Here is a 20,161-nt window from a genome sequence, read left to right on the forward strand (position 1 = left end):
TCACTGGCTCGAACGAAAATTTATGCTTAAAAGGAACAAAATGAAAATTTTCCATTTTCATCCACTACTCATTGCTATTTTAGCGGTACAACTTTCTGCAAACTCAACTTCTGCCGCAGAAACGTTAGTCAATAAAGATGTTACACAATTACCAACTATTACGATTACTGCGGAAAAACAAGATGAGCGTCATTCATCATCACAAGCAATGACGCAATTTAATCATGACCTGTTAGATGTTCCATTTACTAAATCACATGTATCGTCAACAGATATTCAAAATCATAATGTTCAACGTATCAGCGATGCACTGTCGCTTGTAAATGGTTTGGTATATCAAGACAGTTATGGTGGTGGATTTTGGGACAATTATTCGTTCCGTGGCTTTAGTACCGATCCCAATATGGGAACAATCTATATGCGGAATGGATTAAGTTCGGTTAGTGGAATTCATACTCCACGAGATATGGTGAATATTCAGGCGATTGATTTCTTAAAAGGGCCGATGGCTGCGATCTATGGGCAGGGTGCGATCGGAGGGATTATGAATATCACCACTAAGCAACCTGAATGGCAGCCTAAAAGCGTAGTTAGTTTGAGTGGAAGTACTTTAGAAGAATATCGAATCGCAATGGATACCACCAATGCGATCAATGACGATTTTGCCTATCGTTTAGGTGCATCTTATGAAAATAATCAAAGTTTCCGTGATCATGTTGATAATCAGCATTATTACATCGCGCCGCAATTGGCGTGGAAAATTTCGGAGCAAACCCAGTTGAATCTGGATACTGAGTTTTCAGCGTCTAAAGGCGTCTTTGATCGGGGTGTTCCGATGGTCAATGGAAAATTCCTAGTCAATAAGAAAACCTTTCTAGGCGAGCCTAATGATGGCGATATTGAAATCAAAGACCAAATGTATCAACTGCGCTTGAATCATACATTCAATGATGATTGGAATAATACAACTGCAATTACCTATAATCATGGTGAGCGTGCAGGCACCTCGACTGAAATTGGTTCAATTGCCGCAGATGGCAGAACCGCAAATCGCTTTCGTCGTGTTCGACAATTTGAAACAGATACCACCAATTTCCAGTCGATCTTACGAGGAAAGTTTAAAACAGGTTCTCTGAAACATGAATTCGTGACCAATGTTGAGGCAGGACACTACACCATTGATCAAACGCAAAGAAGAAATGCAGAAGGAACGAATAGTCCGATAGATATTTATAATCCTATTTATAGTCAAAACCTTCTTCCATTAACTCGAATAAGTAAAGATATGAAAGAAACACAAACTATGATGGGTGTAAATCTTCAGGATCAGATTTTTTTAAATGAGCGATGGAATATTTTGCTCGGTGGTCGTTTTAATCACTTAGAACAGCAGATTGAAAATCATCAAACGGCTAAATCCGCTCAACAGACATTTACACCATTTACGCCACGAGCAGGAATCAATTTCAGAGCAACTGAACAGCTTTCCTTTTATAGTAATTGGGGTAAAGGATTTGAGCTAAATACAGGTTTAAATAAGAATAATGAACTATTCCAGCCTGAAAAAACCACGACTTGGGAATTCGGAGCTAAGTATCAGTTTCTTCCGAAAAGCTGGTTAGGATTAACTTATTTTGACTTAGATAAGCGCCATTTACTTACTGAAGGCATTGTAGATGAAAATGTTGATAACGGTCATGTACAAAGCCGAGGAATTGAATTGGAGTTACAGCATCAAATCAGTGATCAACTTCGAGTCAATGCAAATTATAGCTATACGGATGCTACAGTTTTAGAAAGTGAAGTTGATAAAATAGGTTCACGTCTGAAAAATATTCCTAAACATACCGCGAATATCAGTGCGGATTATCAATTGAACATGTTTGGGCGAGATGCAGGTCTTGTTGGAAATATTAATTATTATGGTCAGCGAAGTGCAAACTATATTGATAATGGAACGACTCTACCTGAGTTTACCGTTGTCAATGTCGGTGGCTATATTCAAATTCGACCAGACCTACGCGCGCAGTTAAATTTAGATAATCTATTTGATAAAGATTATTACGTAGCAAGTTATACCAACTATTGGGTACAACCCGGTGAGCCTTTAAAAGTGACTTTACGTTTTGATTGGTCTTTTTGAGCTTGATGATAGGAATGAAACAGAGCAATAGCATGTCGATGATGAAGAAAAGAGCATTAAGCACTTTCATTTTGGCGAGTGTCATCATGGGGTGTAGTCAGAATGATCCTAATCCTGAACAGGAAAAAGTAGGTGCTGAAGTTAAACCAAGCATTGATCCCTTATTGCAAAAATGGATAGGGCATTATCAAGGAATATTGCCTTGTGCAGGATGCATAACTTTTTGTGAAAACTGTGATGGAATGACTGTCGATCTAAAGATTCATGCCGATCAAACTTTTCGTTTAGAGCGAACAAGTAATAGTGACCACAACAAACATGAGTTGTATGTTGGAAATTTTAGTTTCATAGATCATGGAAAAATTAAAATTCAATTACAACATGTGAAAGAGCGTAATCAATTGATCTTAGGAGATGATTATGTAGAAATATTAGAAAGCAAAACTGGTGTTCCATATCAGGCTTTTGAAGATTTTCAACTCGATAAACTTGCCTAAGATAATGACTAGGCACTATTTTTAGTGCCTAGCATCATGCATTATGACAATCTAGATTTATGCTGTTGAATCATGATGAAGGCAATCGCGAGAATTAAGCTTATTGCTAAGGTTGGCAAACAAATCAGAAGAATAAACAAAGATATCACAAGCGAAATTTTCTGTTTTAAGTTGCCATTTTTCCAAAGCTGTAAGCTCTGTTTGACTAGGCTGATTGTGGTTTGTTTTAGATTAAATGTGCGACTCCAAAGCCAAAATGCAATCACAATGAGTGCGCATAAAGCGATTGCATATATCATCAATAAAAGTTGGTTGAACCAACCAAACAACACACCAATATGCGCATCCACACCCCATCGGGTGAGTTTTGCCGCCATTGGGAAATCATCAAATTTTAAATGATCAACCACTTTATTGCTTTGCAGATCAATCGAAATACTGTCTGCTTCTGTCGGCCAACGACGACGTATTTCTGAAACTGTCCATGCAGTATCTATGGTTGTCGGAAGTTTGATTTGCAGTTGAGAACTGTGAATCCCATGTTGTCTTGCAATTTGTAGTGCTTGATCAAAATCCTCAGCCTTTATGAGTGGCTGATGGTTCATTTGTTGCTTATCAGTATGATGATGTGCATGTATATCAACTGAATGCTTATTATTAGAAATGGAGGTAATGAGCACCGGTGTTTGCCAACTCAATGCTTGGCGAAGTATGCGGATATTTTCTCCAGTCCATTTAGACCACGTCAAACCTGTAATCGCAACAATCAGTAGCAGCGGAAATAAAATAATTCCAATTGAGCTATGCCATTTTAAAAGTGTATTTCTTGGCGTTGCGATCTGTTTTAAATGTTTTCGGCGTTTATACCAATGATATAGACCTGAGAGACTTAGAATTGCTAACCAGCTTGCAGCCAGTTCACTATATAGTCTGCCATAGTCGCCAAGCAGTAAATTACTATGCAGTTGATCGATTAAGGTTCTAAAAGGAAGAACACCGCTCGTTCCATAAACAGGAAGTTTCCCCTTAAGTTCTAAAGTGTATGGATTAATGAAGATAGCCTGATTACTTGTATTTTCAACAGGGTCAGTATAAATGACACGTGTCGTTTGAGTGGAAGTAGGCGCTGGACGCACTTCAGTAATCTTGGCAGATTCAGGAATGAGAGCTTGAGCGGCTTTTATTTGCAAACTTAGCTGTTGAGGTGGAATATTTTCACTTTGAACAAAGAGTTGCTCTTTATAAATATATTGTTCGATTTGAGGACTGCTTACATATAAAAATCCAGTAAATGCCGCAATAAAAATAAATGGGGCGATCAATATTCCGGCATAAATATGTATTAAGCGAAATAGATCTCGCCAAAAATGAGGAGGTTGGGGCATAGGCATCAAAGCGGTATTACAGGATATTCTCTGCTGATTATAACGGTTTATCTCAATTTATCGGTCAATTTCTAAAGCTTCACCTCGACAATTTAAAAATAACTGATTTTGATGCCACGCCAGTTGCCCTGAAACAATGGTGGTATCAACTTCATAACGGAACGTTTTATCTTGAAATGGAGTCCAACCACATTGCATATAATTTTTTTGATCTTTAACTGCAATTCTATGGGTATTTTCTTCGAGTAGAACGAGATCAGCCCAATAACCCTCACGAATATAACCACGGTCTTTAATCTTAAATAAGTCCGCAACTTGATGAGATGTTTTACGCACCATCGTTTCGATACTGAGCCTTCCATCTGCAACCAGTTCCATTAATGCGGGCACAGCATGTTGTACCAATGGTAGACCAGAAGGAGCATTCATATAGGATTGTTGTTTTTCATCCCAAGTATGTGGTGCATGGTCGGTTCCAATAATATCCAAACGATTACTGTTTGAAATCGCATGGATCAAAACCTCTTTATCTTGTTGGGTTTTGATTGCCGGATTACATTTTATTAAATGCCCCAAAGCAGCATAGTCAGCATCATCAAAACTGAGATGATGAATACAGACTTCGGCTGAAATATGTTTCCGATTTAAAGGCAGATCTTTAAATAAACATAATTCTTTGGCTGTGGTCAGATGTAAAACATGTAGTTGAGTGCCGTATTTCTCAGCTAAGGAAACAGCAAGTCGAGAACTTTCAAAGCAAGCTTGTTTGTCTCGAATTTTAGGGTGCATTGCTGCTGGAATATTTTCGCCATATTTTTCCAAATATAGTTTTTCCTGATCTTTAATCCGAGGCGTATATTCACAATGCGTCAATAAGATGGTTGGTACATTGGCAAATAAACGCTCCAGAATTTTAGGATCATCGACCAGCATATTGCCTGTTGATGCACCCATAAAGACTTTGACACCACTGACTAATTTTGGATCAAGTTGTTCAATAATGTCTAAATTGTCAGAACTCACGCCAAAATGAAACGCATAATTTGCCATGCTATTTTGCGCTGCGATCTGCTTTTTTTGTACCAGTGTCTCTAAGTTCAATGTCGCAGGATAGGTATTGGGCATATCCATATAACTGGTAATCCCACCAATGGTTGCAGCCATAGATTCAGAGGCGATACTGCCTTTTTGTGGTGAGCCAGGATCTCTAAAATGCACTTGATCATCAATCATGCCAGGGATTAACCAAGCCCCATTTGCATCAATGGTTTTCGCATTGAAAATACCAGTGATATTGCTAGCAATTTTCTCGATTCGTCCATCTTGAATCAGTACATCGGCAATAAACTGTTTATCTTCATTGACTAGATTGGCATTGCGAATAATGATCTTGGGAAATTGTCTAAAATTCATTGTGTAATGCCTTATATCCTTTGACTAACTCGATATTGGTACTGACCACACTTTCAGAAAATTCACTGATCGCAACATCAACAGGCGGATATTGGCTTAAATCTGTTTTAGGATTGATGTAGCTCATGGCAGGAACATAAAAGTGACTCGGTAAATCACGACCGTCGACCACTGCATTGTGTCGAATCGCACTATGATCACCGACTTTGCAGTTAAACAAGACACTGTTAAAACCGACAAAGACATGGCGACCAATTTCGCAAGGACCATGAATAATTGAACGATGTGCAATGGATGAGTTTTCACCAATCTTGACAGAAGCACCCGCTTTAGAATGAATTACCACACCATCTTGGATATTGGAATTTGCACCGATAATGATCGGTTCCATTTCGCCATGTTCATCGGTTTCATCAGCACGAATTACAGCATAAGGACCAATAAATACATTGGCATGTACAATGACTTTGCCACAGATAATAGCCGTTTGATCGACATATGCAGATTGATCGATAACAGGCAAATGACCCGATGGATTTTTACGTAGCATAGAATTACCGCTTAAAATAAGTTAAATCAAAGGTTGAGTTAAAATCGTCACTTGATCTGTATTGAGACCAAGATAAAAACAAGTCGGGCGTAGGGTGTGGCAAGCTGGGCCAGTTTGATTGACGAAAAACAATAGGCAGTCGCCATCACAATCGAGTCTGGCATCCGTCAAATATTGACGATGTCCTGAACTCTCACCTTTACGCCATAAGCATTTTCGTGAGCGCGACCAATAGCACACTTGTTTGGTCTGCAAGGTTTCGATTAAGGCGTCTCGATTAACCCAAGCCATCATCAATACTTCTTTGCTTGTTTGATCTTGAGTGATCGCTGGAACTAGACCATCTTGGTTCCATTTGATCTGTTCAAATACAGCTTCAAAATTAAATTTCTGTCCCAAAGATCCATGTTCCATTTGTTCAAAAATAGAATGCTTTACCATTGCCACGAACCTTGAGCCACCGCATCATGCGCATGCAGGCTTTCTGCATGAATGACTTTGAAATTAAAGCCATTAATACTTTTATGATTTAAAAATGTGCCATACAGTCGTCTTAAGGCATCTTCACAAAACATCAGGTTTTGACCGTTAGCAATTGCGAAAGCCTGTTCATCGATACGCTTAACGGCTGTTTGAACTGGTGTCATGAGGGCTTGTTCAGCCTGATTGATAAATAAAATCAGTGGGATATGTTGGATATTTTGATCAAGTCTGAAATTAAGAATCGCAAAGCTTCTTTGACTATGCGGTGTCGCAGCAATCGCATCTGTACTGCTTAGCCAATCTAAAATTTCCTGCTGGTCGAGACGAATCTCTTGATTGTTCAATGCCGATTCAAAACGCTGTTGAATGATATTTCTTGAAAGTGCAGCCGAGCATGGGCAAGTTGATGAATAGGGAATCTCAACGTTTAATTCTGCTAAAAACTGCCCATCTAAAAGTTGGCAAGACAAAACAAAAGGGTAGCTTTTCCAACCTGAAAGCTTGCTGATCAATGCAGGTCGTTCGATATACAGTTCGCTATGAATTTCAATTTTTGCATGTTTGGATAGATTATGATGACTTACTAAAAAGTCTTCTAATAAAGACCTTAAATCCATCAAGTTTAAATTTCCAATCGAGCTCAGTTCTAACAGTCGTGTATACAAGCGTGACATATGAATCCCTTTGGCTAAGGGATCGTCCAAACTAACATAAGCATTCACTTGACTTTGACATAGCGTATTTTCGATACGAACGGGTAATGCAATTTTTTCCATACCCACCCAATCAAGGCAATGGCTATACGCTTTGGGTAAAGTGGAGTCAGCTGAAATATCAGGAAGAGCAAGATTCATTTGTTGATGGCTTACGTTGTAATATTTAATGTAATGTTATAACATAACAATAAGCATCGACAAGCTCGCTGCGAAGTTAATTTGAATTAGTAGACCTTAGTGAATCAAAAATGAAAAAAATCTACATGCTCGGATTGATATGTGGTTTATCTGCTTGCCAGTCTCCAAACCAAGCGATTTCGTTGAATCAGCCATCCAAGCGTGAAATAAACACTACGATTCCAAAAATTATTCTTAAACCCAAACCTATTCCTGCTTCTTATCAGATGTGGACAATCCAAGCTGATCATCAGCAACAAATACAAGCTTATAAAAACTTTTTAAAAGCACAGGGAATTGATGCATTTATTCCAGATTTTGAGTTTTTTCAAACTGCCAGAGATTGGCAAAAGTGTAATTATGTCGAATACGCAGTTCCCCCCAGAGAGCTATGGAACAACATCGTTCCCACATTAAATATTCTGCATAAGTTGTTACAACAAGGGCGAGTTGATCAGATTACGGTGACATCTGTTTATCGCAGCTTTGCGCTAAATCAGTGTGCAGGTGGTGCGGGTGCTTCAAAACATGTCTATAACGCCGCACTCGATTTTCGTATAGGCAGTGAAAGACCTGACCCCATTGAACAAATTCATATCGAAAATACAAAAAAGAAGCTTTGTGAATTTTGGATAGAGCAAGGTGAATCATTAAATATGGGTTTAGGTGTGTATGCATCAGGACAAATCCATATTGATGCAGCAGGCTATCGAACCTGGGGTGTTGACCATCGTTACAGTTCATCTCCATGTATAAATAATTTTTCTAATAAAAACAATGAGTAGTTAAAAATGAAGCTCACTATCGCCCAACAAAATATTCTAGATATTTTAAAAACAGAAAATAAAGCCATGAGTGCTTATGAGTTATTGGAAAAGGCAAAACCTTATGGCTTTCAAGCACCTATTCAGATCTATCGTATTCTTAAAAAACTGTCAGAACAGTGCCTGATCATAAAACTAAATACTTTGAATATGTATGTGTTAAATCAAGCCGAACTCTCAGCGAGTTATCGGCTTTTTACTGTGTGTACAGAATGTCAAAGAGTGCAAAGCATCGCTATTCCACAACTTAAAACCTGTGTAGAAAGCACCATCCAAGCTAAACAATTCAATCCGAGTTACCCATATTTAGAAGTATTGGGTCAATGTTTTTCATGTCTTTCTAAACATCAAACTCAACATCTTTAATTAGTGAGAACGCCAATGAATCATCCTTTAGCCACTCCAAGCAAACTTCCTGTAACTGTTCTATCTGGATTTTTAGGGGCAGGAAAAACCACGTTGCTCAATCATATTTTGAACAATCGTGAAGGGCGCAAAATCGCCGTAATCGTCAATGATATGTCTGAGGTGAATATTGATGCGGCTTTAGTTCGTGAGGGCGGTGCTGAATTATCACGTACAGATGAAAAACTGGTTGAAATGAGCAATGGTTGTATTTGCTGCACCTTGCGAGAGGATTTATTGGTTGAGGTACGCCGTTTGGCGGAAGATAATCGCTTTGATCAATTAGTGATTGAATCAACAGGGATTTCTGAACCGTTACCCGTTGCAGAAACATTTACCTTCGAAGATGAAAATGGTATTTCACTAAGTGAATTTGCACGTTTGGATACTATGGTGACTGTGGTCGATGCTTATAATTTTTTAAAGGATTATAGTTCGTTAGATAGCCTAACTTCACGTGGTGAATCGTTGGGTGAAGATGATGAACGCAATGTAGTTGATCTTTTAATCGACCAAATTGAATTCTGCGATGTGATTGTGTTGAATAAAGTTGATTTAATTAATCGTGAAGAAAAAGAAAAATTATTTGGCATCCTACATTCACTTAACCCAAGAGCGAAAATTGAAATTTCTGAATTCGGGCAAGTGAAGCTAGATAAAATTCTAAATACTAACTTATTCGATTTTAATGAAGCAGCTCAAGCACCTGGTTGGTTAAAAGAATTAAGAGGTGAGCATACACCTGAAACCGAAGAATATGGGATCGGTAGTTTTGTTTATCGAGCAAGAAAGCCTTTCCATCCACAACGTTTTTTTGATTTTGTAAATTCTGAATGGCAAGGGGTGATTCGTTCAAAAGGTTTCTTTTGGTTGGCTTGTAATCCAGAGTTTGCAGGGTCTTGGTCGCAAGCAGGTGCGATGGCTCGTCATGGTGTAGCAGGCTATTGGTGGGCAGCAGTACCAGATGAGCATTGGCCAGAAGATCAAAGCAGTCGTGATGCGATCGAAAAAAGTTGGGATGATTTAACAGGTGATGCGCGTCAGGAAATTGTTTTGATCGGTATGGATATGGATCAAGCTGCTTTGACTGCTCAGTTTGATGCGTGCTTATTAACAGATCATGAAATGGCACTTGGCGCAAAAGAATGGGAGCTGTTTGATAATCCATTTACGGGTTGGACAGAGATGATCATTCGAAATTAAAAAAGAGTTTCTCTTTAAAGAAATAATATAGATCATTTCTTTAAAGAGAAATATATGATTTATAGTTCATTAAATTTCGACTCTAAAAAAGTAGGCTTTTTCATTAAGATTACTATCCATTAGAATTGCATCAAACGACATGTTTTCTAATAATGACTTGAGATTATGATCCATTTTCAATGACTCTGAAGAAAGATTAATAAGAATAATTCGATTAACTGGATCGATTATAAATTCAATATTTTCAGGTTTTTTGTTGGTTAAAGCTAAGCGATTTTCATGAAGTAGTTCTGTAATTTGTTCATTAAGTTGATTAATTTTGATTTCTTCTTCACCTGATGAGGTGGTTTTAGAGACATGAATTTGAGAAGAATAACGTTCAAAATCCTGTGGTGTGTCAATAATTTCAACTTTGTAAAAACTGAATGAGTCAGTTTCTAATTTTAAAGAAGATAATTGGTTCTTTTCTAAGAAGTCAGCTTCCATCGGTTTGATATTTGACTGATAAAGATTTGATACATCTTTTGCTTCTTTTATAGCTTTTATTGCTCTATTTTGTGCATCCACGAGCGAGTCATAAGAATGTTCCATTTTTGATGCATTTACATGCTCATCGATACTAAAGAACTCTGGTACTTGATTTTCTGTTGGTGTATTTGCTGGTGCTGTACTATCAAATATTGTTTCACTGATTGGTTGAGGTTGATCGATTGTTGCTGTTGTTTGGGAATCTTTTGAAGACGAAAAAATTGTATCTTTATGATTTACACTTGATGCCGAAATTAACGTAATCTTTATATTTGAAGTTATATGATCGTTTTTTTCGACTGTAAAATTTAAAAGCACAATTACAATAAAAACATGCATGATAATGCTAAAGAGAAATGCGCTCTGTGAAACATTGAGTTTATTTTGAGACAACATATTTTTCTCCTCAGCATTTATCGCTCAGGTCAGAATAAATAGCGGAAGGTCATTCTGAGGTTTCTTCCCTCAGTAGGATGGATATGTCTATCATAAATTCCTTCACGTTCTGAAGAGTTAGGTGAGCATGCAGGCTCACTGAGATCTTGACGAGGGCATGATGCATAGTAGTATTCGATATCATTTGTTTTTTGATCGAATACATTAAAGAGTTCAACTTGTGCTAGAAAGTTTTTATTAAATTGATAGCTGCCTTGTAAGTTAACTAAAGTTGATGAATCGGAACGAACTGAGTTATCCTCAATCAAGGGGCGAGAACCAAAGTAACGTAAACGTCCTCCAAAATTAATTTGGTCATTCAGTTTATAAGTAAATCCAGCAGCTATGGTCTTTTCTATTGCCCCAGGAATATGATTCCCTTCAGAAATTTCATTTTTAAATCTTGCTTTTGACCAAGCCAGATCTAGATCGATAATCCAAGTATCTGTTGGTTGATAGAATTGTGAAATTTCGATACCTTGTCTTTTACTTGGTCTACTTGCTTCTGTCGTACCAGCATCGCCGATGAATACCAGTTCTGAATCTGAATCAAGTTGCCATAGAGCTATTGTTGAGGTGAGCTCAGGTATAAGTTTTGCTCTTAATCCCAGTTCTGAATTTATTGTTCTTACCAATGGAGAAACGGGGAGAGTTGGTTTTAAATAGTTACTATCACGAGAATCAATGTTTAGGTGCGTTGTAGTTCCTCTAGCATCATTGCTATGAAAGCCATATGCATAATTAATGTAATATTCAATATTCTCCCACGGACCTAAAATTATGCTCATTTTAGGGCTGAAAATATGATCAGTTTTATGACCACTATTTTCTTCTTTATCAGAATTTACATCAAAAGAATAAAAATCACCACGAACGCCTAAAATGGTTTTTAACCATGGTTGCCACGTGGTTTGATTTTGTCCCCATATTCCAATAGACCATTGATTAACATCATCATTTCTTATAGTGTTGAAACGCTGTCGATCTTGTGTCTGGTAAAGGCCTAAGTTGTCAATATAATCATACCTAAGAGATGATCCAAATGAGTTTAAAAGCTCTTTGCTTGCCCATTCACTTAATGAACCTTTTTGAAATTTAAATCCAAGTGTCGTTCGTTCTTCAGCTTGCTCAAACTGGTCTCCATGGACTGGATCATTTAAAAAATAACTAAAGTCAGAAAATAGATTCAGTTTGTTATATACGGCATAAGTGGAGATTGTGGAGTATTTCGTTTTCTCATAATTTTTAGCATTATACCAAATAGCAGTCCGAGCAGACTTACCACCATCACTCTTGTTTAAGCTATCAAAGCGATTAAGTTCACCGCTTTCAATCAGCCGCTCTGGAATTTGATCAGTAGCATCCCATCGTGCTTGATAATGTTGAAAGCTGATGGATTGATTTTTATTATGATCACCAGTGAAATATTTTAAGAATAGATTTTGTTTTGAAAGATTTTCAGGATTAACCCAAGGTCCGTCACTGTTGATGTTTTCAACTGCACCGATTAATTCCCCGTCACTAAGAACTAAGTTTCCAACAGCTAAAAATCTAAGTAAGTTGTGATTACCTAACGTTATTTGTGCGTAAGGATTATCGAGAGAATGGATACTCGAAATTTTTGCTGTACCTGCTGAAGCAAAATCACCATCATCAATCGATACTGCTCCTTTGTGATATTGAATTGATTCAATCAGTTCGGGGATTAGAAAATTTAAGTCTGTGTAACCTTGACCGTGGGCATGACTCACCATGTTAATGGGTTGTTCATCAAATGATGTTGCAAAGTCAGTTCCATGATCTAAGTTAAAACCTCTCAGAAAGTATTGATTTGCCTTACCACTACCACTGTGTTGAGTCACAATGACACCAGGGATCGTTTCTAAAACTTCTGCTGGACGTGATAAAGGTCGAGTTTCAATTTGTTCTTTCGATATTGTTCCTTGGGATGAAGTAAATGCGACCCCAAAAGTACTATCTAAATTTGATGATGCTGTTATTTTAATTGTAGGAAGTGTTGTTGTAAGTTCACCTCCAGCATGAGTAAGCTGACCTAAATAGAAATGACTACTTCCTATCAACAAGCAATATAAAATTCTTTTTTTCATTTTTATTCCATTAATTTTATAAATTTTCGTGATTTTCACAAACATGAAATCATTATTAATTTCATGTTTTCAGTTGTTTATCAACTTTAGATTTATAGTTGCTTTAACATTTGTTTTAATTTTTGAATGTAGGTCGGATTTTGATAGCCAGTCTCATTACTCCAATTTAATAATTTTTCTGTGCTTTCACGATTTTTACTATCAAGTGCAAGGGCAGCATAGACCTCAAAATCATCATTTTCTCTTTGCATATTCCAGTTTTTGGCAGCTATGCGTAAACCTTCATCATATTTTTTTGAAATCCATAGGAATTGAGCTTGCTCTCTAAGATGTATGTGATCCTTATGATCGAGTAGATTTTGTACTCTTTGGGTTAGTTCATTTAAGTCTTTTTCTGCAAGGGGATCGTTTAGTTTCTGTTTACTTAAAATAATTCTATACAACGCACCATCATGATAACGATATGGGGTCAGAATTTTGATTGCGTTTGAATATTCTTGTTGAGAAATATACCAATTGGATTTAGCAAGAGCATTGGGTAAATTATCGACGTTAAGTAATGGAATAGATTGGCTCGCAAGAGTTGGATCATTAAATCTTGTCGCTATTTCCAGCATAATATTACCTAACCATTGCTGATCGTTTTTATTTAGCCTTGTTGCCATTTGAAGAAGTTCATTTATTCTAGGTTTTATTTCCGAAATATTTTTGGTCATTGCATCCACTTGCAGGACACAACCAGCTTGATAAAGTTTCACACTCTGTTGATCTAATTGATCACATAACTTAAGTGACTGATTAAATTGACCTTGTAATCTATATATATTTGCGAGTTGTAAAATTGCATCATAATTTTTAGGGTCTTTTTTTAATACGTCATTAAGTATTGATTCTGCTCTACTGAAATTATGATTTGCTTGAGCGAGCCGAGTTTCTAACAATTTATTTTCTGTGTCTGATGAATTGAAGCTTGATTTCATTAAGTCTTCAGCTTGTTCTAAAAATTCACCGTCGCCTTTTGAATAAGCTTTTTCAAGTAACACATTAACGATTTGATTTCTAAGTTCATCATTATGATTGTTTTTTAACATTACTGAATAATCTGGATGTTCTGAACTCGATGAAGATTCTTCATGGTAATGTTTGGGATGAGCGAAAGCAGTACTTAAATACAATGAAGCTATTATTGATAATGTTAGCTGACGAATTAACATTTAAAACTCCTATAAAGACTCTTAACAGAAGTTTGTTAAGAGTCTTAATCTTAAAATTTCACTGCAACGGGTTCTGATTTGTTATCTATAGTAGATTCTGAAATTTCAGTAATACTTTTAGGTTCAGCCTGTTCGTAGTTACTTTGAGGTTGATTGGTTAATGACAACGTTTCTTTAAGAACGGGGTCATTTTGAGATTGATTGTTATTATTTGGTTTTGAATTATTGTCATTACCACCACAGCCACTTAATCCAATACCAACCATGAACAGCAAAATGAGTTTTCTCATGGTGACTACTCCTAATTATTTGCTAGCTGTATTAAATGGAGAGCCTGCTACTGGAGTATTTAAGTATGGGAAAGCAGTACCAAATTGTTGTGGTGATTGTAGAGCTCCATCAGTAAAGCCTATTCCTCCTGCTTTAGCATCGCTCGCTTTACAACCAACAGCGGTATTCACACCATCTATTGTGCAGAGTAAGCCCATAGCAACTCTAAGCTCAATATCGACGACATCATCACCAGGTCTACGACCGTTCGGGAATCCTGCAGTATCTCCACCGATTACACCAAGACGATTTTGTTTATCTTTTGCTGCTGGAGTAATAGCAGTATTTAGACGTAACATCTCAGATGCTTTTACATTTTTAGGTTGGTTTAAGCCAGGAATACCTAAAAGAAATGCGTTAACTAAGTCAGTTCTTGGAAAGTTTGTTGGCGCAACTACGGCACCACCAGTAGCCTCCTTAAAAAGAACTTCTATTAATGTAGGAAGGGTTGGGTTAGTCACATAGTCAGCAAATTGCCCATCATTCACAGGCTTACTTGCATTAAATTTATCTTTATCTTTAAGACCAATGACGACTTCATTAACTAAAGGCATACCTAAACGTGAAACTTGAGTCCAAGCACCACCAACTTTACTTGCACTGGTAAGATTACTTTCAGGATTAGGGTTTAATAAGGTGGCTTGAGGTAAGCTTGCTGTTGTCCATCCTCCAATCACTGTATCATTTGAAGCAACTAAACAAGACTGTGGAACTTCTAAAGCAATTGTAGTGACGTTTTTATTTGCAATAGTATTCAAGCCTTGATCTTCAGCATTTACGCCTGAAGGTGCGAGTTGAGTAGCAGGAATCTTAATATTCACTAAATCGAATACTTCACCTAGGTTAACAGCAAAAGGATCTTGACGTTGACCTACAAAAACTTTACCAGAACCGCAATTTCCAAAGTTAATGTTTTGGACAAAGGTATCTGCGTAGGCTTGATAGTTTGGAATTGATTTTGCGCCAACATTATCGAATGGCTTTTTAAAAGAGCCTAAGGTACTTCGATCACCTTTACGTCGGTCACCTTTAATCATGGTAACAGTATATGTTTCAGCGGTATTTTGAGCTGAACTACTATCATTTGTTATTTTACCAATGTTAGATAATGGTACAGAAACATTCTTGCCACCTACAGGAACTTGTAAGTCTTTTAACTCTTGATTGAATTTAAATTGGAAAGTAATGTCTTCTTGCCCATCTCCGTTGTTGTCAATGTGTATTTCATATAAGGCTTTAGGATCTAGAGCGAAATAATTAGGCCCTCCATAAGCATCTTGTAAAGGTTGATAGTTTGCTAGTATGGTTACGAAATTACTTCGGCTCGGCTCATAACTTTTAAACATATAAAAATCTGTAGCGTCAACCTTAGGTGTTTTACTGATTGATGGTGCTTCGCGGTGGCTTGAAGCGAATGATGTCACACTAAAACTACTTAGCATAATTGCTAAAAGTAGGCGAGAGTCCATTTTGTATCTCCTTGACCATGCTGATCTTGGGTATATTTTTGATTAAATTTTTATTCGTCTTACAATTTTCTTATATGAATTTAGATCAGTATAAGACTCTTAATATTTATACCTATGCGATAGTGAAGTTTTCGTGAGCAAATTAATTTATAAAATTTTGTTTAGAGTATGTAAGATTGCAGGGCGTTGGATAATGCTAGCTTTGAGGTGCGAATTTAGTAAGGGGAGATATTGTTGAAGAGTTTAACGACGATAAATCTAAATCATAAAACATCAAAAATTATGATTTTATTTAACTTAATGGAGATCTAAAAAGTATTACAGTAGTAAGAGCACTCTTTGAATTAAATACAGTTGAAGGCAATAAGCTTCCAACTGTATTAATATTGCTATTTTTTTTCTTGAAGCTGTTGTTTGATACCTTTTCTACGCCAAGTGTTCATTTGTGTCGCTGCAACAGATGGAAATGAGTTTGCAAGTTTAGCCAAAATACCACGCATCTGTGGAAGTATAATTTCCAACGGTTTTTTGACCAAAGCGACATTTACAATTGCATCTACTACTTCATCAACGGTTAAGGCACGAGGACCTGAAAAGGTTAAGGCAGCTTGTACTTTATCTTTTTGCTGATCTAACATGGGAGTCTGTACTGCATCTGGACAAATTGCAGTGACAGATATCCCTAATTCAGCTAACTCCATTCCTGCTGCTATTGAGTAACTACGCACTGCAAATTTACTTGCGCTATATAGAGATAATCCTGGCACAGGCGATAAAGCTGCTAGAGATGCAATATTTATGATATGTCCGCTACCTTGGGCTTTCATCGTTTGTAGAACAGATTGAGTACCCAATATTGTACCTTTAAGATTAATATCAAAGTGTAAATCGACTTCTTGTGGCAAGCTATCAATAACCCAATTTTCTTTTAAGACACCCGCCACATTGCATAAAACATCAAGTTTGTTCCATTTCATTAGAACTTGATTGATAGTTTTTTGCCAATTATCAAAATCGCGCACATCTAACTTCTGTATTAATATCTGCTTTGAACTATAACTTTTATACAGATTGTGTAAGCTTTCAAAATTAATATCGCAGACGCATACTTGATGGCCATTTTCTAAAAGACGATGGCTTAAAGCCAGTCCAATCCCTGAAGCTGCACCTGTAATAAGAAATACCTTACTCATTTGATCATCCTTTTTTATTATCTTTTCGGAAGAGTTAAGTGACCAAACTCTAAATCACCCATGCGCACAGTTGGGGTTGTACCAGGGAATAACCAAAAACCATCTGACTCAGATGAGAGTGCCATATTGTAAAAACGTTCGTCCTTAGGCCAACGACCTGCAACCTCTTTTTCTTGAATCATTGATAGATATTGATCATTACCACATTCGAGAGTATTACCGTTGATAATAACTTCAGCTCCAGTCGTTTTTGCAAAATTTGCTAGACCTGATATACGTGAGTAAAGAGGAGAGTAGGAATCCATACTTACACCATTTTCAGAAGTTACTAATAAACCTTGATCAGTATGTGCAACGATTGAGTGATTTCCTTCTGTATGACCTTTAGTCCGCATAATTGCGACAGAGCCATCCCCTAAAAAAACACTGTCATCTAAAAGTAAAACTCTATCTAAGGAAATTCCTTGAATATTCTCAGGGCAGTACCATTGATTTTGCCAAGGTAATAGCGCAAGTGTGCTTTCCCATTCTTCTCTCATCACTAATAATTTAGCATTTGGAAATAATGCTTTATGACCATTTCCGCCTAGCCAGCGTGAGACATTCTGTGTATGTAAATGATCATAGCTAATATAATCAATATCTTCGGGTTTTAATCCGACCTGTTGCAACACACCTAAAACAGTATTTGTTTCCTTAATTACCACACGCTCCATAGGTTTTGACAGAGGCCCAGCGCTTTGATCAAGTTGTGCAAAAAATGGAGTGTCGCGTTGATTTTCCCAGTCAGATGGACTTACTAAAAGCGTTTTAATACCTTCGTCACTTGAGAATTGAATGACAAAAAGTTTATTACATAGATGTACAAATGGAGTAGGTAAATTGAATGCATTCAAATAAGCATACTTTGAAGGATAAGGAACTCGAATTAGTTCAAATGTTTTATAAAATAACACCTTCGGATTAGATAGCATTGTTTTTCTGAAGTCTTTTGCCGCTTCACGAATATTATCAATACGTTCTAAAGGGCGTATCGCATCACGAGTACCATTGAAATGTGAAAATGGAGCAATAATGCTCATGCTAATATCCTTATTCGGTCGTTTGTAATTCGGTTCAAAGATCAGTTTTAAAACTTGTCTTTGTTTGTTAATGGAAATATAATTTAGGAAAGATTTCTTGTCAAATTTAAAAATATCATCTGAATCAAAGGTTAAGCGTGTTTATGGTAAAAAAAATGCCGATGAAAGAGTTTTAGAAAGACGAGAACGGTTGTTAGATGCAGCTTTAGAACTGTTTTCTAAGCAGGGTTATGCCAATACAACAATCGAAGCATTATGTGCTGAGTCCAAAGTAACAACGCGCCACTTTTATCAATTGTTTGATGGTCGAGAAGCTTTATTACTGGCCTTATATAATCAAATGATTGAGGAGTTAGAGTTGGGTTTGCTCACAGCGATGATGACCGAATATCAAACTTTGAATCAACGCATGGAGGGGTTAATTCAGGCTTTAGTACATCACTATTTAAAAGATACGCGTCGTGCACAAATTGGCGTTATCGAAGTTGTTGGTGCTAGTGAGCTAATTGAAAGACGACGTCGAGAGGTCATCTATAAAATTGCTTCTCATGTAGAGACCTTTATGGATGCACTCGTTATACAAAAGCAGTTGCCCAAACGGAATTATCATTGGTTAGCAATAGCTATTGTCGGTGGTATTAATGAGTTGATGGCAGACTGGTTAGTGAATAGAGCTTTAAGTTTAGAGCAATTAATGGAAGAAATGATTTTTGCTTTTAATACGCTTTTTCAGGGTATTGGAACTGATATGTCATTGTAGATAATTAAAATGGAGTTTTATGAATATACCTAAAAAAGTGTTCATTACTGGTGCTGGTGGATTTATTGGGCATTCTATTGCCAATAGATTCCGTGAGTTAGGGAGTGAGGTCATCGGTGTTGATTTAAATAGTAAGCCTGAATTAAATATTCATTCTGGCAATGTAGCTGACTCAGGTGAATGGCAAAAACTTGCTAAAGGCTGTGAGTTAGTGATTCATACAGCAGCTGTTGTGTCAAATACAGCAAGCCCAGAGTTATATCGCAAAGTCAGTGTTGGAAGTGTGCGCAAAGTTGTTGAAGCCGCTGTATTAGGAGATAGTACACGCCTAATTCATCTTTCATCTATTGCAGCTTATGGCTTAGATTTTAATAGCCAAAGATCTGAAACGGATGATATCTGTTTACTTACAGGGCATTCATATTGTGATGCCAAAGCTGCGAGTGAACATGCAGCACTTGCTGCACATAGTAGCGGCGAAATAGGGTGTAGTATTATTCGTCCAGGAGATGTATACGGACCAGGTTCTAGACCTTGGGTCACTATCCCGCTTTCACTTATTAAAAAAAATCAATTTATTTTACCTGCAAAAGGTCAGGGAATTTTTAGTCCTGTTTACATCGATAATTTATTGGATGGAATTTTAGGAGTAGCGACACAGCCTCAAACATCAGGACAGATTTATAATATCACTGACGGGGTAGATGTGAGCTGTTTGGATTTCTTTAGTCATCATTGGCGATGGGCAGGGAAAAAAGGAAGGCCAATTTTATTGGAAACGGGTTTAGCTAAAAGATTAACAAAAAGCAGTGAATGGCTATTATCAAATATACTGAAACAAAACACAGAAATTAGTAGCAGCTCTCTTGCAATGTTAACAAGAAACAGCGGCTATTCAATTGATAAAATTCGAACTCAGGTCGGTTATGAACCCAAAATTAATCTTGTTGAGGGAATGCTTTTAACTGAAAAATGGTTACGAGATACTAAATTTTTATAAATAAATTATTATTTATAATAATGATTTAAGATGAGTTTTTAAATATAGTTTCAATAAGGGTTTTTAAATTAACTGAAGTATATGATCATAACACTTTAAGCAAAGTGACACCTCAACCACGTTTTCCCAACGTGGTTTTTTATGCTCGAAATTTATTTATAAATTTATGGTTACTCATTGCTCTCTAATTGTTCATTTCATACAGCTGAATTCTACCTTAAAGGTTTGGCAAAGTTATTCATATCT

At 36.9% G+C, this 20,161-nt stretch carries 19 protein-coding genes; 7 read left to right on the forward strand and 12 right to left on the reverse strand.

What is annotated here, in order from left to right:
- Nucleotides 1-40 precede the first annotated feature (40 nt).
- Nucleotides 41-2,143: a TonB-dependent siderophore receptor gene (locus AC0JIQ_RS05405; protein WP_474202862.1), complete on the forward strand. Its 2,103-nt coding sequence runs from the start codon at nucleotides 41-43 to the stop codon at nucleotides 2,141-2,143.
- 14 nt (nucleotides 2,144-2,157) lie between these two features.
- Entirely contained in the window at nucleotides 2,158-2,640 is a 483-nt protein-coding gene (locus AC0JIQ_RS05410; RefSeq protein WP_474202863.1) for a copper resistance protein NlpE N-terminal domain-containing protein, read from the forward strand.
- 41 nt (nucleotides 2,641-2,681) lie between these two features.
- Here AC0JIQ_RS05410 and AC0JIQ_RS05415 read toward each other — a convergent pair whose 3' ends face one another.
- Genes AC0JIQ_RS05415 through folE2 form a run of 5 tightly spaced genes read right to left on the reverse strand, consistent with a single transcriptional unit; the run spans nucleotide 2,682 to nucleotide 7,325 of the window.
- Nucleotides 2,682-4,025, reverse strand: coding sequence for a PepSY-associated TM helix domain-containing protein (locus AC0JIQ_RS05415; RefSeq protein WP_474202864.1), 1,344 nt, complete (start codon nucleotides 4,023-4,025; stop codon nucleotides 2,682-2,684).
- Nucleotides 4,026-4,082: 57 nt separating this feature from the next.
- Nucleotides 4,083-5,438, reverse strand: a complete 1,356-nt coding sequence (locus AC0JIQ_RS05420) for a dihydroorotase (RefSeq protein WP_474202865.1) — start codon at nucleotides 5,436-5,438, stop codon at nucleotides 4,083-4,085.
- The gene (locus tag AC0JIQ_RS05425; protein WP_243484562.1) at nucleotides 5,428-5,988 is read right to left on the reverse strand and encodes a gamma carbonic anhydrase family protein; all 561 of its coding nucleotides are present in this window, start codon (nucleotides 5,986-5,988) and stop codon (nucleotides 5,428-5,430) included. Before AC0JIQ_RS05425 ends, AC0JIQ_RS05420 begins: the two co-directional genes overlap by 11 nt.
- A 21-nt stretch (nucleotides 5,989-6,009) precedes the next feature.
- Complete coding sequence (hisI, locus tag AC0JIQ_RS05430) at nucleotides 6,010-6,429, reverse strand: phosphoribosyl-AMP cyclohydrolase (RefSeq protein WP_474202866.1); 420 nt, start codon at nucleotides 6,427-6,429, stop codon at nucleotides 6,010-6,012.
- Complete coding sequence (folE2, locus tag AC0JIQ_RS05435; RefSeq protein ID WP_474202867.1) at nucleotides 6,423-7,325, reverse strand: GTP cyclohydrolase FolE2; 903 nt, start codon at nucleotides 7,323-7,325, stop codon at nucleotides 6,423-6,425. Before folE2 ends, hisI begins: the two co-directional genes overlap by 7 nt.
- Before the next feature lie 110 nt (nucleotides 7,326-7,435).
- On the opposite strand from folE2, the gene AC0JIQ_RS05440 reads away from it, so the two are divergent.
- From AC0JIQ_RS05440 to zigA, 3 genes are read left to right on the forward strand one after another with little or no spacing between them, the layout of a single operon-like run.
- A complete protein-coding gene (locus AC0JIQ_RS05440; protein WP_474202868.1) occupies nucleotides 7,436-8,149 on the forward strand; it encodes a D-Ala-D-Ala carboxypeptidase family metallohydrolase in 714 nt (237 codons plus the stop codon).
- A 6-nt stretch (nucleotides 8,150-8,155) separates the two neighbouring features.
- Complete coding sequence (locus tag AC0JIQ_RS05445) at nucleotides 8,156-8,554, forward strand: transcriptional repressor (protein ID WP_346509952.1); 399 nt, start codon at nucleotides 8,156-8,158, stop codon at nucleotides 8,552-8,554.
- A gap of 15 nt (nucleotides 8,555-8,569) precedes the next feature.
- Nucleotides 8,570-9,796: a zinc metallochaperone GTPase ZigA gene (gene zigA, locus AC0JIQ_RS05450; RefSeq protein ID WP_474202869.1), complete on the forward strand. Its 1,227-nt coding sequence runs from the start codon at nucleotides 8,570-8,572 to the stop codon at nucleotides 9,794-9,796.
- 69 nt (nucleotides 9,797-9,865) lie between these two features.
- Here the strand turns inward: zigA and AC0JIQ_RS05455 are convergent, their stop codons facing one another.
- The 7 genes from AC0JIQ_RS05455 to AC0JIQ_RS05485 all read right to left on the reverse strand — a co-directional run bounded on the left by AC0JIQ_RS05455 (nucleotide 9,866) and on the right by AC0JIQ_RS05485 (nucleotide 18,155).
- Complete coding sequence (locus AC0JIQ_RS05455; RefSeq protein ID WP_474202870.1) at nucleotides 9,866-10,720, reverse strand: hypothetical protein; 855 nt, start codon at nucleotides 10,718-10,720, stop codon at nucleotides 9,866-9,868.
- A gap of 29 nt (nucleotides 10,721-10,749) precedes the next feature.
- Nucleotides 10,750-12,867 carry a TonB-dependent receptor gene (locus AC0JIQ_RS05460; RefSeq protein ID WP_474202871.1) on the reverse strand — a complete coding sequence of 706 codons (2,118 nt, stop codon included), beginning with the start codon at nucleotides 12,865-12,867 and terminating at the stop codon, nucleotides 10,750-10,752.
- A 92-nt stretch (nucleotides 12,868-12,959) separates the two neighbouring features.
- Nucleotides 12,960-14,081 carry a tetratricopeptide repeat protein gene (locus tag AC0JIQ_RS05465; RefSeq protein WP_474202872.1) on the reverse strand — a complete coding sequence of 374 codons (1,122 nt, stop codon included), beginning with the start codon at nucleotides 14,079-14,081 and terminating at the stop codon, nucleotides 12,960-12,962.
- 50 nt (nucleotides 14,082-14,131) lie between these two features.
- On the reverse strand, nucleotides 14,132-14,371 hold the full coding sequence (locus AC0JIQ_RS05470) for a hypothetical protein (protein WP_046739700.1): 240 nt from the start codon (nucleotides 14,369-14,371) through the stop codon (nucleotides 14,132-14,134).
- Nucleotides 14,372-14,386: 15 nt separating this feature from the next.
- A complete protein-coding gene (locus AC0JIQ_RS05475; RefSeq protein ID WP_004662862.1) occupies nucleotides 14,387-15,880 on the reverse strand; it encodes a DUF4331 domain-containing protein in 1,494 nt (497 codons plus the stop codon).
- 389 nt (nucleotides 15,881-16,269) lie between these two features.
- Entirely contained in the window at nucleotides 16,270-17,073 is an 804-nt protein-coding gene (locus AC0JIQ_RS05480; RefSeq protein ID WP_474202873.1) for an SDR family NAD(P)-dependent oxidoreductase, read from the reverse strand.
- Nucleotides 17,074-17,090: 17 nt separating this feature from the next.
- Nucleotides 17,091-18,155, reverse strand: coding sequence for an MBL fold metallo-hydrolase (locus tag AC0JIQ_RS05485; protein WP_046739702.1), 1,065 nt, complete (start codon nucleotides 18,153-18,155; stop codon nucleotides 17,091-17,093).
- 97 nt (nucleotides 18,156-18,252) lie between these two features.
- Between AC0JIQ_RS05485 and AC0JIQ_RS05490 the strand changes: the two genes are divergently transcribed.
- Together AC0JIQ_RS05490 and AC0JIQ_RS05495 are read left to right on the forward strand one after the other, a co-directional pair.
- Nucleotides 18,253-18,915 (forward strand): TetR/AcrR family transcriptional regulator, encoded by a 663-nt coding sequence (locus tag AC0JIQ_RS05490; protein ID WP_046739703.1) that lies wholly within the window; start codon nucleotides 18,253-18,255, stop codon nucleotides 18,913-18,915.
- 19 nt (nucleotides 18,916-18,934) lie between these two features.
- Nucleotides 18,935-19,915 carry an NAD-dependent epimerase/dehydratase family protein gene (locus AC0JIQ_RS05495; protein WP_050040421.1) on the forward strand — a complete coding sequence of 327 codons (981 nt, stop codon included), beginning with the start codon at nucleotides 18,935-18,937 and terminating at the stop codon, nucleotides 19,913-19,915.
- Nucleotides 19,916-20,161: the final 246 nt, after the last annotated feature.

Source organism: Acinetobacter sp. FB, assembly GCF_056033405.1.